The organism is Sedimentibacter saalensis, from assembly GCF_007830175.1.
GTDB lineage: Bacteria > Bacillota > Clostridia > Tissierellales > Sedimentibacteraceae > Sedimentibacter > Sedimentibacter saalensis.
In genome coordinates, this window is sequence record NZ_VLKH01000005.1 from 157,917 (window position 1) to 171,562 (window position 13,646).

At 35.7% G+C, this 13,646-nt stretch carries 15 protein-coding genes; 14 read left to right on the forward strand and 1 reads right to left on the reverse strand.

Annotation, left to right across the window (positions count from 1 at the left end):
• The first annotated feature begins 10 nt into the window (after nt 1-10).
• The 3 genes from LY60_RS10670 to LY60_RS10680 all read left to right on the forward strand — a co-directional run bounded on the left by LY60_RS10670 (nt 11) and on the right by LY60_RS10680 (nt 3,361).
• Nucleotides 11-982, forward strand: coding sequence for an RnfABCDGE type electron transport complex subunit B (locus LY60_RS10670; protein WP_145083309.1), 972 nt, complete (start codon nt 11-13; stop codon nt 980-982).
• Nucleotides 983-1,254: 272 nt separating this feature from the next.
• Nucleotides 1,255-1,893: a cysteine hydrolase family protein gene (locus tag LY60_RS10675; RefSeq protein WP_145083312.1), complete on the forward strand. Its 639-nt coding sequence runs from the start codon at nt 1,255-1,257 to the stop codon at nt 1,891-1,893.
• Nucleotides 1,894-1,903: 10 nt separating this feature from the next.
• A complete protein-coding gene (locus tag LY60_RS10680; RefSeq protein WP_145083315.1) occupies nt 1,904-3,361 on the forward strand; it encodes a nicotinate phosphoribosyltransferase in 1,458 nt (485 codons plus the stop codon).
• 72 nt (nt 3,362-3,433) lie between these two features.
• Here the strand turns inward: LY60_RS10680 and LY60_RS10685 are convergent, their stop codons facing one another.
• Entirely contained in the window at nt 3,434-4,624 is a 1,191-nt protein-coding gene (locus LY60_RS10685; RefSeq protein WP_145083318.1) for a coenzyme F420-0:L-glutamate ligase, read from the reverse strand.
• Between the two features lie 125 nt (nt 4,625-4,749).
• Between LY60_RS10685 and LY60_RS10690 the strand changes: the two genes are divergently transcribed.
• From LY60_RS10690 to der, 11 genes are all read left to right on the forward strand, one after another.
• Nucleotides 4,750-5,403: an FUSC family protein gene (locus LY60_RS10690; protein ID WP_145083321.1), complete on the forward strand. Its 654-nt coding sequence runs from the start codon at nt 4,750-4,752 to the stop codon at nt 5,401-5,403.
• Between the two features lie 159 nt (nt 5,404-5,562).
• On the forward strand, nt 5,563-5,829 hold the full coding sequence (locus LY60_RS10695) for a pro-sigmaK processing inhibitor BofA family protein (RefSeq protein ID WP_019228541.1): 267 nt from the start codon (nt 5,563-5,565) through the stop codon (nt 5,827-5,829).
• Between the two features lie 119 nt (nt 5,830-5,948).
• A complete protein-coding gene (locus LY60_RS18335) occupies nt 5,949-6,077 on the forward strand; it encodes a hypothetical protein (protein WP_281291840.1) in 129 nt (42 codons plus the stop codon).
• Between the two features lie 124 nt (nt 6,078-6,201).
• Complete coding sequence (locus tag LY60_RS10700) at nt 6,202-7,632, forward strand: aminotransferase class I/II-fold pyridoxal phosphate-dependent enzyme (RefSeq protein ID WP_145083324.1); 1,431 nt, start codon at nt 6,202-6,204, stop codon at nt 7,630-7,632.
• Nucleotides 7,629-8,240, forward strand: a complete 612-nt coding sequence (gene tmk, locus LY60_RS10705) for a dTMP kinase (protein WP_145083327.1) — start codon at nt 7,629-7,631, stop codon at nt 8,238-8,240. The genes LY60_RS10700 and tmk overlap by 4 nt, the downstream gene beginning before the upstream one ends.
• A gap of 10 nt (nt 8,241-8,250) precedes the next feature.
• On the forward strand, nt 8,251-8,583 hold the full coding sequence (locus tag LY60_RS10710; protein WP_145083330.1) for a cyclic-di-AMP receptor: 333 nt from the start codon (nt 8,251-8,253) through the stop codon (nt 8,581-8,583).
• Between the two features lie 14 nt (nt 8,584-8,597).
• Nucleotides 8,598-9,578 carry a DNA polymerase III subunit delta' gene (holB, locus tag LY60_RS10715; protein WP_145083333.1) on the forward strand — a complete coding sequence of 327 codons (981 nt, stop codon included), beginning with the start codon at nt 8,598-8,600 and terminating at the stop codon, nt 9,576-9,578.
• Complete coding sequence (locus LY60_RS10720) at nt 9,575-10,456, forward strand: PSP1 domain-containing protein (protein WP_145083336.1); 882 nt, start codon at nt 9,575-9,577, stop codon at nt 10,454-10,456. Before holB ends, LY60_RS10720 begins: the two co-directional genes overlap by 4 nt.
• A 158-nt stretch (nt 10,457-10,614) precedes the next feature.
• Nucleotides 10,615-10,839 carry a DUF362 domain-containing protein gene (locus tag LY60_RS10725; RefSeq protein ID WP_376752529.1) on the forward strand — a complete coding sequence of 75 codons (225 nt, stop codon included), beginning with the start codon at nt 10,615-10,617 and terminating at the stop codon, nt 10,837-10,839.
• 150 nt (nt 10,840-10,989) lie between these two features.
• Complete coding sequence (locus tag LY60_RS10730) at nt 10,990-12,285, forward strand: DUF512 domain-containing protein (RefSeq protein WP_145083339.1); 1,296 nt, start codon at nt 10,990-10,992, stop codon at nt 12,283-12,285.
• Between the two features lie 11 nt (nt 12,286-12,296).
• Nucleotides 12,297-13,622 carry a ribosome biogenesis GTPase Der gene (gene der, locus LY60_RS10735; RefSeq protein ID WP_145083342.1) on the forward strand — a complete coding sequence of 442 codons (1,326 nt, stop codon included), beginning with the start codon at nt 12,297-12,299 and terminating at the stop codon, nt 13,620-13,622.
• Nucleotides 13,623-13,646: the final 24 nt, after the last annotated feature.

Below are 13,646 nucleotides of genomic sequence, written 5' to 3' on the forward strand. Positions count from 1 at the left end.
GGGTAAAAAAATGGTTATAGTTAGTGCAGCAGCGGTAACTGGCGGAATAGGTGTTGTATGCGGTGTCTTGTTGGCAGTTGCAGCAAAGCTATTTGCAGTTGAAGTTGATCAAAAAGTAATAGAAGTAAGAAATGCATTACCTGGAGCAAACTGCGGCGGATGTGGATTTGCAGGATGTGATGCATTGGCAAATGCCATTGCAGCCGGAAAAGCTCCTGTTAACGGATGTCCTGTTGCAAACAAGCAGGCTCATGAAAAAATTGCTTCCATCATGGGAGTAACTGCAGATGAATCAGAAAAGAAAGTTGCACATGTAATGTGCCAGGGCTGCGATACAGTAGCAAAACAAAAATATGAGTATAACGGAGTTCCTGACTGCAAGGCAGCAGCAGCAGTTATGGGCGGAAACAAATCATGCGACAAAGGCTGTCTGGGATTTGGAAACTGTAAAGTAGTATGTGCTTTTGATGCTATTGAAATAGTTGACGGGCTGGCAGTAATAGATAAAGATAAATGTACTTCTTGCGGAAAATGTATTGAAGAATGTCCAAAGGCTGTTATTGAATTTGTACCTTACAAAAACAATGTAATAGTTGGATGTCACAACAAGGATTTCGGTAAAGCAGTAAAGGATGTTTGCTCAGTAGGCTGCATCGGATGTAAAATCTGTGAAAAAAACTGTGCATTTGATGCAATTCACGTAACAGACAACCTGGCAAAAGTTGATTATGATAAGTGTACACACTGCATGGTTTGCGTTGAAAAGTGCCCTACAAAGGCAATTCAAGGAGATTTGCTTTCCAGAAAGAAAGCTAATATAATTGAAGAAGGCTGTATAGGATGTACAATATGCGCAAAGAATTGTCCTGTAAGTGCAATCGAAGGCGAACTGAAAAAGACACACAAGGTTGACCCGGAAAAGTGCATTGGCTGCGGTGTATGTGCTACAAAATGTCCTAAGAAAACAATTGAAATGAAATAGTAAAAAAACTGTGTCTTAATGGACACAGTTTTTTTATAGAATAGGAAAGTATTTTCCTATTCTATAAAAAACGAGGATTGCAAAGGGCGGGACGCCCTTGCCGTCAAGGGGGGTGCGGAGTCTAAAACGCGTATGCGTTTTAACGCCGAAGGGGGACATAGGTCCCCATAGCGGGAGTTGCGTAGCAACTCTTTTACTTGCAATTATTTTTTGACAAATGAAGAAATTGAAATTATAATGTAGTAAATTATAATTAACCGAAGGAATGAATTATGGAAGCTTTGAAAAATATAGAAAACGATTTAAAAGGAAAAACTATTGAACTTTCAGAATTTGAAAAAGACAAAACTGTATTGATTGTCATTGACATGGTCAATGGTTTTGTTTATTCAGGACCTTTGTCTTCGCCAAGAGTAGCAGGAATTGTAAAAAATATTACTGGATTAAATGAAAAAACCAAAGGCTTTAAAAAGGTTTTTTTCATGGACAGTCATGAAGAAAATTCAAAGGAATTCGGAAGTTTTCCGCTGCACTGCATAAAGGGAAGCCATGAAGCAGAGCTTATACCGGAACTGAAAACTGAATTTTCAGAAGGACCGGATACATTATATATTGAAAAAAACAGCACCAATGGTTTTTATACCGATGAATTTCAGCAGTGGCTTGAGAAAAATATAGATGAAGTTGATAATTATATTATAACGGGCTGTGTAACAGACATATGCGTGCTTCAGTTTGCCTTAAGCCTTAAGGCATATTTCAACGAAATGAACAAATGTAAAAGAATAGTAGTGCCCAAAGATTGTGTTGAAACATATGACGGCGGTTCACATGATGGACACCTAATGAATTTATTTGCTCTTTACAACATGCACACAAGCGGCATAGAAATAGCAGATAAAATAAACTAAGGAGAATAATATGTATTATAATAATTTTGGCGACAGAAAATTACCCATGCTGATGGATTTTTACGAGCTCACCATGGCAAACGGATATTTTGCTAACGGTATGAAAGAAGACATCGTATATTTTGACATGTTCTTCAGAAAAAACCCAGACGGAGCAGGTTTTTCCATTGTTGCGGGATTAGAACAGGTTATTCAGTACATAAAAGAATTGAAATTTAACGATCACGACATAGAATATTTAAGAAGCAAAAATATGTTCAAGGAAGAATTTTTACAGTATCTGAAAAACTTCAAATTTTCAGGAGATATTTACGCTATTCCTGAAGGTACTCCTGTTTTTCCAAACGAACCTCTCATAACAGTAAGAGCAAAGTCCATCGATGCTCAGCTCATTGAAACAATGCTTCTTTTGACCATTAACCATCAAAGTCTCATAGCCACAAAGGCAAACCGTGTTGTGAGGGCTGCCAAAGGTAGACCAATCATGGAGTTTGGAGCAAGAAGAAGCCAGGGCTACGACGGTGCCATTTATGGAGCAAGAGCTGCCTACATAGGAGGAGTTGTGGGAACTGCCACAACGTTGGCTGATGAAGCATTTGGCGTTCCTGCCTTAGGCACAATGGCTCATTCGTGGGTTCAGATGTACGAAAGTGAATATGAAGCCTTTAAAGTGTATGCAGAGAACTACCCTGACAGCTGCACACTTTTAATAGATACATACAATGTAATAAAAAGCGGAATTCCTAATGCCATAAGAATTTCTAAGGAAATCCTTGAACCGATGGGAAAGAGGCTTAAGGGAGTACGAATTGACTCAGGAGACATAGCATATTTAAGCAAAAAGTGCAGGAAGATGTTAAATGAAGCAAATCTTCACGACTGCGCCATTGTAGCTTCAAACAGCCTTGATGAGTTCATCATAACGGATCTTTTAGACCAGGGAGCAAAAATTGATTCTTTTGGAGTTGGTGAAAGACTTATAACAGCGAAGTCAGAGCCTGTTTTCGGCTGTGTATACAAGCTTGCAGCCATTGAAAAAAACGGTGAAATCATACCAAAAATTAAAATATCTGAAAATGAAGAAAAAATTACCAACCCCGGCTATAAAAAAGTATGGAGATTGTATGACAAAAAAGCTGACAATCCAATTGCAGATGTTGTTGCTCTGCATAATGAAGTCATTGACGATACAAAACCATACACCATATTTGATGAAATTCATGTTTGGAAAAAGAAAAAAGTTACAAGGTTTTATGCCAAAAATCTACAGGTACCTGTCTTCATAGGGGGCGAATGTGTTTATGAAAGCCCGAGTTTAAATGAAATAAGAGATTACTGTAAAAAGGAAGTTGACAATTTGTGGAATGAAGTAAAGAGGTTTACAAATCCTCACACATATTATGTTGACCTTTCATCTGATTTGTGGATTTGCAAACAGGATTTAATAGGGCAATACAGCTTTAAATAAAATATCCCCCACAACGGGGGATATTTTTAATTAAGAAATGAATAATACTGCGTATTAATGTTATAGCCGTTGTTATTTTGAGTAGCTGTCAAAATATCCCTGTATGTATATGATGGGTGTTCCTTTGTCTCCGCTTCCTGAAGTCAGGTCGCACAATGAACCTATGAGGTCTGTGAGTCTTCTTGGAGTTGTTCCCTGAGATTCCATGCTGTCTTTAAGATCACTTTTTTTATTTTCAATGTATTTTGATATTTCGTTTCTAAGCTCTTCGCCTTTAAGGTGTGAAAATTGATTGTCTGCCAGATATTTAAGCTTCAGTTCGTTTGGTGTTCCTATTAATCCATCAGTATACCCCGGTGATACTACAGGGTCAGCAAGTTCCCATATTTTTCCCACAGGGTCCTTAAATGCTCCGTCCCCATAAACCATAACTTCGATTTTTTTGCCTGACATTTCAAAAAGTTTGTCTTGTATGTCAATAACAAGTTCCCTGCAGTTTCTCGGAAAAAGTTTCACTGTATCTTCCTTGGCCTTGTTTGATCCTAAAAGTCCGTAGCTTTCGTTATAGCCGCTTCCGTTAACGGATGAAGTGAGAATGTCGTCAAGACCATACACTTTCTTAGCTCCTGCAGCCCTTAACAATCTCTTGCTCCTGTTTCTTGTGTGAATGTCACATGTTATGACGCTGTCCGTATATTTAAGAATGCTTGCGGGATTGTTGGAAAATATTACTTCAACTTCTGCACCGCTTTCACGTATCAGTTCTGAATAATATTCAATATAATCAATGCCAGTAAAAACGTGGCGTGTATTTTCAAAGTTTTTTCTGAACTGTTCTTCTGTCAGAACATCTGCCCATGGATTAATGCCCTTTTCATCCAACATATCAATGTCAACCAGAGCATTGCCCACCTCATCAGAAGGATAACTGAACATAAGGTATATTTTTTTAAATGATTTTGCAATTCCTTTTAAGCAAATAGCAAATCTGTTCCTGCTAAGTATTGGAAAAATTAATCCTACAGTATCTTCTTCAAACTTTTGCCTTACATCATGTGCAATGTGTTCAATGCTTGCATAGTTGCCCTGAGCTCTGGCAACCACAGCTTCTGTTACAGCTACAATGTCTCTGTCTCTCAAAGAAAAACCTTCTGCCGAAGATGCCCTAAGAACCGAATCAACAGTAATTTGAACTATATCATCACCGCTTGATATTATTGGAGCTCTCAATCCCCTTACAACTGTTCCGACTGTTCTATCCATTTTTTCTCCTTAAAAAATTTATTTAATAATTTATCTTTTTATATTATAATACAAATCAAGAAAGCTGTAAACCATGCTTAAGTAATAGAAAATATGTAGTATTTCGAAAAAGAATTGGAGGATATATGATTTTACCCAAAATTGGAATGCGAAATATTAAAACAACTTTATCGGTTTTTTTATGTCTTTTGCTGTTTGATTTAATAAGCAGGGAGAATTCAATTTATGCCTGTGTAGCTGCTGTAATATGCATGCAGAATACAATTGTGGATTCCTTGGAAAAAGGTGTTTCGAGAGTTCTTGGCACAATTGTTGGAGGACTTGTTGGAATATTTGTGCTGTTTGTTGTAAGTGAAGTCTTTGTTGTCAGTGAAGAAATGATGATTTTTATAATTCCTTTGGGAATAATACTTCTTATTGAAATTTGCGTTATGATTGACCAAAAGCAAGCTGTCGTAATAAGTTGTGTTGTATACTTGAGTATTTTAATTTCAAAAAACCGTGACGGAGGATATGTTCTTTATACTGTAAACAGAGTGCTTGACACTTCTGTTGGCATTATAATAGCACTCTTGGTGAACAAGTATGTGGTAATGCCTGAAAGATTGAGGAATTTTATTAATTCTTCAAAAAATAATCAAGATGAAATAATTATTGATGTTATTGAAGGTGAAAATCATATAAAAACAGAAGATATGGATTTAAATGAACCGATCAAACAAACAGATGAGACTGATTTAAATGAAAAGCTGAATAATCAAAAAAATGAAAAAAATTAAATAGTTAATTTAAATGATAAATGATAAATGATAAATTTATTATTGACAACAGCCTCTCATTAATGTAATGTATGTTATTGTCATAATGGAATAAAAACGAGGACAACTTCATAAGATTAACTAACCGGAATACCGGAAAGTCAATGAGGAGGAGTCTTTGTGGGTGCTGATATAGGAATAGTAATGGCATATTCGGCTGGAATTATGTTAATATTCATGATATCCTGGCTATTTGTAAAACCACTGAAGTTTTTAGGCAAATTGATATTAAATTCTTTACTGGGTGCATTGTTTTTGATTGTATTTAATTATTTCGGGCAGTTTACAGGCGTTTACATCGGAGTGAACGAACTGACGTCATTGATTATAGGACTGCTTGGCATACCTGGATTTGTCGCTATACTTGTCGTTAATTTGCTTGTATAGAAGAACATCAAATTTTAATTCTTAAAATTTTTGTTGGACAACGAAATGCTGCTGTTATATAATAGATTATCATTAGCCTTTTGGCTGTGTATATTATTAATATGCGGAAGGTACAAATCATGTGGATAGAATACATTGTTCTTTTTTCTATTGCAATAATGGTTTTTTCAATTATGGTTGTTTTAACCGTTGAAACTGTGCATACTACTAAGAGAATTTCAAAGAAACGAAGCAGCAACACCAAGTAAACTGCATAGCAGTTAAATTATAAAAAGAGGAGATGAGCACTAATCCCAATATACAAGGCATAATATAACTTATGTGAGTATAAATTATTTTATTCAAAAAAGTAATTTTAACGGGAGATTAACAATGAAAAAACTGAACATTATTTCGGGGATAAAGCAGTATCGAAGTGAAGTAGATACAAATTTTCACATGCCTGGTCATAAAGGTAAAAATGGTATTTTAGATGAAATAGGAAACAATCTAAATTTTTATGACATTACAGAAACATTAGGTACAGACAATTTACATTACCCGACAGGATTTTTAAAAGATGCCATGGAATACATTGCAGAATCATATGGCTCTAAAAAATCTTATATGGTTGTAAACGGGACATCCTGTGGAATCATATCGGCAATAATGGCATGTACTAACCCTGGAGATAAAATTCTTGTGCAAAGAGATTGTCACAAGTCTGTTTATAACGCTTGTATATTAGGAGATTTAAAATTATTTTATTTATATCCTGAATTCAATAAAAAACATGGTTTGAATTTCAGTATCAGCCTTGAAAAGCTGGAGCAGATGCTCATTGACAACCCTGATATAAAAATGGTTGTATTGACTTATCCTACATTCTACGGAATTTGCTTTGATGTTAAGAAAGCAGCTGAAATAGTTCACAAGTATGGTAAAATACTCATGATAGATGAAGCCCACGGCTCACACCTGCATTTTTGCAAGGATTTGCTGCCTCCATCAGCTGAAAGTTCAGGTGCTGACATAGTTACACAAAGCACTCACAAAACATTGCCATGCATGACTCAAGGTTCTATTATGCATATATTGTCAGACAGAGTTGACTTGAACAATGTTGAAACTATGCTTAGAATGCTTCAGACAACTTCGCCTTCATACATTTTGATGGCATCTATAGAAAATGCAGTACATTGGATGAATGAAAACGGAGAAGAAAGACTGAAAAGAAATATTGAAGTTTTCAAGAGAAGAACTTTGGAACTTAGAAACATGGGTATAAATGTATTAGAAGATGACTTCCTTATTGGTGAAGGATGCTTTGACTTTGATGCAACACGTGCAGTAATCAGCATGAGCGAGCTTGGAATAACAGGAACCGAGCTGCAGGAAATTTTAAGATATGAATATAAAATTCAAATGGAATTTGCTGATTTAATGTACACTGTAGGTTATATCACAGCTACCGATGAACCAGAAGATATTGATAGATTATTTGATGCTGTAAAGGAAATTTACCTTGACAGAAGCCAAAGTAACGAAAAAAGAGAAATTGTACAAATAGAAGCATTTCCTCAGCTTCAGCATGAAAGAAAAATGCGTAAGGCATTTTATTCAGAAAACATGCTGGTAGATATGGATGATTCAATAGGAAAAACAGCAGCTGAATTCATTATTCCGTATCCACCGGGAATACCTCTGGTTTGCCCGGGTGAAATAATAGTGCCTGAAACAATTGAGTATGTTAAGGTTATGCTTGAAAACGGAATTAACGTAAACGGCGTTGATAAAAATAATCAGTTGAGAGTTGTAAAATGATTGGAAAATTTATAGTATTAGAAGGTCCGGATGGTTCAGGAAAAAGCACTATGGCTCAAAAAATAGGCCAGCATTTTCGTGAACAAGGAAAACAAATTGAATTTACAAGAGAACCTGGGGGAACTGACATAAGTGAAAAGATCAGGGAACTTATCCTGGACAGAAATAATACTGAAATGGATTACAGAACAGAAGCTTTGCTCTATGCTGCGGCTAGAGCACAGCTTGTTCATGAAAAAATAATTCCGTGGCTTCAGGAAGGTAAAGTTGTAATAAGTGAAAGATTTGTTTATTCTTCACTTGTATATCAAGGCCTCGGAAGAAAACTGGGAATTGAAGAAATAGAAAAAATCAATGATTTCGGAACAAATGCTCTTAAGCCTGACATGGTTTTGCTTTTAGACGTAAACCCAGAAAAAGGTTTAAAAAGAAAGCTCTCCATTGACGGAGGAGACAGACTTGAAAATGAAAACATTTCCTTTCACCAGAAAGTCTATGAAGGATATAAGAATCTGGCAGAGTTTTGTCCTGAAATCAGAACAATAAATGCCGAAAGAACAATTGATGAAATTTTTAATGAAATTAAAGACATTATAAATTCATTATAGGAGGAACAAAATGAAATTAATAACTGCCATAGTGCAAAATGATGATGCAAACAAATTGATAGCAGCTTTGAGAGAAAGTGGGTTTTCTTCTACGAAGATGTCATCCACCGGAGGATTTTTAAGCTCCGGCAACACTACAATAATTTCAGTGGTGGAAGATGGAAAGGTTGATGAAGAAATCGAAATCATCAAGAAAATATGCAAAGTTAAAAAGAAGATTACGGCAGCTATTCCTCCAAGTTCATTCAGCACAGTGGGAGGATATTTACCTCAGACAATAGAGGTAACTGTAGGCGGGGCTGTAGTGTTTGTAACCCCTATAGAGAGATTTGAAAAGATTTAGAAAGAGGTGTCAAAATGCTTTACAGCCAGGTAGCAGGACAGGAAGAAATAAAGACATCATTAATTAAATCAATAAGATCAAAACAAATATCCCACTGCTATATATTTGAAGGGCCAAAAGGCATGGGTAAGTATGAGCTTGCTTTAATATTTGCCCAGTCTTTGTTTTGCAGCGATTTTCATGAAGAACCATGCAACAGCTGCCAGGACTGTATTAAAATGAATTCATTGAATCATCCTGATTTACACATAGTGAATCAGGATGAAATTACAATTAAAAGAGAAGATATTGATGAACTTGTAGAGTCGGTTTATAAAAAACCCTACGAATCAGACAAAAAAATTTACATTATCAAGGATGCCTACAAAATGACAACTCAGGCAGCCAACACATTTTTAAAAACTCTGGAAGAACCACCGGGAGATGCGGTAATGATACTTTTGACAACAAATGTCAATTTGCTTCTTCCAACAATAGTTTCAAGGTGTCAGACAATTAAATTCAGAAACATCAGCAAAAAAACAATTAAGACGTACTTGATTGACAAGTATGATCAAACAGATGTCATGGCAGATTTAGCTGCAAATTATTCAGGAGGAATCCTTAATAAAGCAGTTAACATAATCAATGGAAAAGATGACGTGCTGGAAAAAAGAAAAGAAATAATAAATCTGTTTGACAAAATAATCAAGACAGATTCAGAAATAATATATGAAGTAGAAAATTACTTTGAAGATAATAAAGATGATATAGATACAATTATTGAAATAATAATGATGTGGATTCGCGATGTTATTTTTGCAAAAAATAACATGACTAATCTCATTATAAACAAGGATTTTACAAACTTGGCTGTCTCACAAAGCGAAACAATGAAAGAAAGTTCAGATATAATCGAATATCTTCAGGCAGCAAGTGACAATATAAAGAGCAATGTTAACTATAAACTTGCTATAGATAATATGCTTTTAAAGATTCAGGAGGTCTTTAAATGATAAAGGTAGTTGGTGTCAGATTCAAGAAGGCTGGTAAGATCTACTATTTTGATCCGGATAAAAAATGGATCAATGACGGTGATTTTGTAATAGTGGAAACAATCAGAGGAATTGAATTCGGGCAGGTGGTTGTAGGACCTAAAATGGTGAAGGAAGAAGACATAGTCCAGCCTCTCAAAAAAGTTTTAAGACTTGCAACAGAAGAAGATATAAAATGTAATCAGGAAAACAAGGAAAAAGAGCAGCAGGCTTTTGATTTGTGCTTGAAAAAAATCGAAGAGCACCAGCTTGAAATGAAGCTTGTTGACATAGAATACACATTTGACAACAACAAAGTCATTTTTTATTTCACGGCAGACGGCCGTATTGATTTCAGGGAACTTGTTAAAGACCTGGCATCAATTTTCAGAACAAGAATTGAACTCCGTCAGATAGGTGTTAGAGATGAAGCTAAAATGATAGGAGGACTCGGACCTTGCGGAAGGCCAATGTGTTGTTCATCATTCTTAGGGGAATTTTATCCTGTTTCAATAAAAATGGCAAAGGAACAAAAGTTATCATTGAATCCATCAAAGATATCCGGAATTTGTTCACGCCTCATGTGCTGTCTTAATTATGAGCACCAGGTTTACGAAGAAAATATCAAGCTTCTTCCAGATGTTGGGGACAGAGTTTCCATAGCAGGAACAAAGAAGACAGGAATTGTTCTTGATATTAATCCGTTGTTCAAGACAGCGAGAGTAAATGTTACAAAAACGGACGGAACCGTTGAAATAGAAGAAATAAGCGGTGAAGACCTCAAGGTTGTTGAAGAAGGTGTCTTGAAACAAAAACACGAAGATATTAACATGGCAGAGTTAAGAGAATTAGAAGATTAATTATTATGAAAGACTCCTTATTTCCATAAGGAGTTTTTTTTCGCATTTTATTACTGTTCGTCCAGCTTTTTTTGCTTTATTTAAAAATTATCAATTTATTACATAAAAATAAGGACTAAATAAAATATTTATGCTATTTGATAAAAAAGTACTTTAAAATGTGGACAAATAATGTTAAAATGTTGAATGACAATAATAGGGAGGTGAGTTCAATGGCTTACAAAATTACAGATGCATGCATAAGCTGCGGCGCATGCGAGGCAGAATGCCCAGTTGGCGCTATTTCTGCAGGTGATGACAAATATGTTATAGATGCTGCTACTTGTATTGATTGCGGAGCATGCGCTAGCGTATGTCCAGTAGAAGCTCCTCAACAGGATTAATAAAATAACACTAAGACATAGACAAACAGGACGGTTCTTTAGAACCGTCCTGTTTGTGCAATAAATTCAAAATGGTATTATAAAATTACATTGCAGTGGACGAAACAGTTATGTTATAATGTGCGTGAAGTATAGATAAAGGACAACGAAATGAAAAATATAATTGTAAAGGTATTGAAAAACAGCATAGCTGAAGAAATGGAACTTGAGCCGGGCGATGAGCTTGTGTCTGTTAACAATTGCAGTGTAAAAGATTACATAGATTATAAATATCAAATTTCTGATGACGAGATAGTGCTTGAAGTAAAGAAAAAGGACGGAGAAATCTGGGAATTGGAAATTGAAAAAGACTATGACGAAGACATCGGCATAGTGTTTGAAAACCCCCTCATGGACAACATAAAGGTATGTTCAAACAAGTGCATATTCTGTTTTATTGACCAGATGCCTAAGGGAATGAGAAAGTCTCTTTACTTGAAGGATGATGATACGAGACTGTCGTTTCTTTATGGCAACTTTATAACGCTTACAAATCTTTCTGACGATGAAATTAATAGAATTGTAAAGTACAAAATAAGTCCTATTAAAGTTTCTGTACACACAACGGATTCTGAACTGAGAAAATACATGATGGGAAACAACAAGGACATTGATATACTTGTTTATCTTAAAAAGTTAATCGATGCAGGCATAACCGTTGACTGCCAGATAGTTCTGGTAAGAGATGTGAATGATGGAACGCAGCTTGAAAAAACAATAAGAGATTTGTCTTCTCTTCATCCGGGTCTAAGAAGCGTAGCAGTTGTTCCTGTGGGTCTTACAAATTACAGGGAAAAACTTGCAGATTTGAAACCTTTTGACGAAGAAAGCGCAATGAAAGTTGTAGAGCAGGTTACAAAGCTTCAACATGAACTTTATAAAAAGCTTAAAACCCGCTTCATATTCATTGCCGATGAATTTTACATTCAAAGCAAGATTGATTTTCCATCTTACGATGAGTATGAGGAATTTGATCAGCTTGAAAATGGAATAGGAATGTGCAGGCTTTTTAAACAGCAGATTATAGACAATTTGGATGATTATGAAAATCATAAGCCAAAATATGATGAAATAACATTTGTGACCGGAGCTGCTGCTTATGATTTGATGATTGAACTTTCAGAAAAAATAATGAGTAAAATTCCGGTTAAAATAAACACTGTAAAAATAATCAACAAATTTTTCGGAGAAAAAATCACGGTTTCCGGACTGACTACCGGAAAAGACATACTAGAACAGCTTAAGGGTAAAAATTACAAAAACATAATATTGCCTATAAACATGATAAATGACAACAATGTAATGCTTGACGACATGACGGTGGAAGATTTAAAGAGAGAATTAAATACGGAAGTTCAGGTATGTGACGTGGATGGTGAAACGTTACTTAATCTGATAACAAAATAACGGAGGAAAAAATGGCAAGACCAATAGTAACAATAGTGGGCAGACCTAATGTAGGAAAGTCTACGCTTTTCAATAGAATGGCCGGCAAAAGAATATCAATTACAGAAGATACACCGGGAGTGACAAGGGACAGAATTTACGCTGAATGCGAATGGCTGGACAATCACTTCACTTTAATTGACACAGGCGGTATAGAGCCAAACACAACAGACACAATTTTTGCTCAGATGAGACTTCAGGCTGAAATAGCCATTGACATGGCTGATGTGGTTTTGTTTATGGTTGACGGAAAAGAAGGTGTCACTGCTGCGGATGCGGAAGTTGCACAGATGCTGAGAAAGGCAAAAAAAGAAATCATACTGGTTGTTAACAAAATGGATAAGTTTGTAAACAACAACAACATCTATGAATTTTATAATCTTGGGCTTGGAGAGCCTGTAAGCATATCTTCTTCTGAAGCATTGGGCATCGGGGACCTTCTTGACATCATAATTGAAAAGTTTGATGACACAATGGACACAGCTGATGATGATGACAGCATTAAAATTGCTGTAATCGGTAAACCTAATGCAGGAAAGTCATCCATAATCAACAGAATCATAGGTGAAGACAGAGTAATAGTAAGCGACATTCCCGGAACAACCAGGGATGCCATAGACACAAAGTTTGAAAGAAACGAACAAAAATATACAATAATAGATACAGCAGGAATAAGAAAAAAAAGCAAAGTGAGCGAGACTGTGGAAAAATACAGTGTCTTGAGGGCATTTGCAGCTGTTGAAAGAGCAGATATTTGCATTCTTGTAATAGATGCAGACAAGGGAGTTACAGACCAGGACATAAGAATTGCAGGCTATTCTCACGACAACAACAAGGGAATGATAATTGTTGTGAACAAATGGGATTTAATCGAGAAGGACAACAGCACTTTCAATGAATTCCAGGATGAAATAAGAAAAAGTCTTGCATATGCAACGTATGCACCTATAATGACAGTTTCAGCCCTCACCGGTCAGAGAGTCAACAAAATTTTAGATGCGGTGGATGAAGTTTACAGCTTCAGAAACTTAAGAGTTTCAACAGGCGTCTTAAATGACATCATAACAGAAGCAGTTCTAATGAATCAGCCTAGAATGGTTCGAGGAAAAAGGCTGAAAATATTTTATGGAACACAGGTTGCAGTTAATCCACCAAAGTTTTTGATATTCGTTAATGACAGTGAAATAGTGCATTTCTCATATCAAAGATATATTGAAAACAAAATAAGAGACTCTTTTGAATATAAGGGAACACCAATAATAATTGAATTCAGAAGCAGAGGCGAAAAGGGCAACTAAATTAATATAGAGCAGCAAAAGTTT

Excerpts from the sequence above, each read along its gene's own strand:
- LY60_RS10670 (WP_145083309.1), top strand. The coding sequence starts at position 11 with ATGGTTATAGTTAGTGCAGCAGCGGTAACTGGCGGAATAGGTGTTGTA.
- LY60_RS10675 (WP_145083312.1), top strand. The coding sequence starts at position 1,255 with ATGGAAGCTTTGAAAAATATAGAAAACGATTTAAAAGGAAAAACTATT.
- LY60_RS10680 (WP_145083315.1), top strand. The coding sequence starts at position 1,904 with ATGTATTATAATAATTTTGGCGACAGAAAATTACCCATGCTGATGGAT.
- LY60_RS10685 (WP_145083318.1), bottom strand. The coding sequence starts at position 4,624 with ATGGATAGAACAGTCGGAACAGTTGTAAGGGGATTGAGAGCTCCAATA.
- LY60_RS10690 (WP_145083321.1), top strand. The coding sequence starts at position 4,750 with ATGATTTTACCCAAAATTGGAATGCGAAATATTAAAACAACTTTATCG.
- LY60_RS18335 (WP_281291840.1), top strand. The coding sequence starts at position 5,949 with ATGTGGATAGAATACATTGTTCTTTTTTCTATTGCAATAATGGTTTTT.
- LY60_RS10700 (WP_145083324.1), top strand. The coding sequence starts at position 6,202 with ATGAAAAAACTGAACATTATTTCGGGGATAAAGCAGTATCGAAGTGAA.
- tmk (WP_145083327.1), top strand. The coding sequence starts at position 7,629 with ATGATTGGAAAATTTATAGTATTAGAAGGTCCGGATGGTTCAGGAAAA.
- LY60_RS10710 (WP_145083330.1), top strand. The coding sequence starts at position 8,251 with ATGAAATTAATAACTGCCATAGTGCAAAATGATGATGCAAACAAATTG.
- holB (WP_145083333.1), top strand. The coding sequence starts at position 8,598 with ATGCTTTACAGCCAGGTAGCAGGACAGGAAGAAATAAAGACATCATTA.
- LY60_RS10720 (WP_145083336.1), top strand. The coding sequence starts at position 9,575 with ATGATAAAGGTAGTTGGTGTCAGATTCAAGAAGGCTGGTAAGATCTAC.
- LY60_RS10725 (WP_376752529.1), top strand. The coding sequence starts at position 10,615 with ATGTGGACAAATAATGTTAAAATGTTGAATGACAATAATAGGGAGGTG.
- LY60_RS10730 (WP_145083339.1), top strand. The coding sequence starts at position 10,990 with ATGAAAAATATAATTGTAAAGGTATTGAAAAACAGCATAGCTGAAGAA.
- der (WP_145083342.1), top strand. The coding sequence starts at position 12,297 with ATGGCAAGACCAATAGTAACAATAGTGGGCAGACCTAATGTAGGAAAG.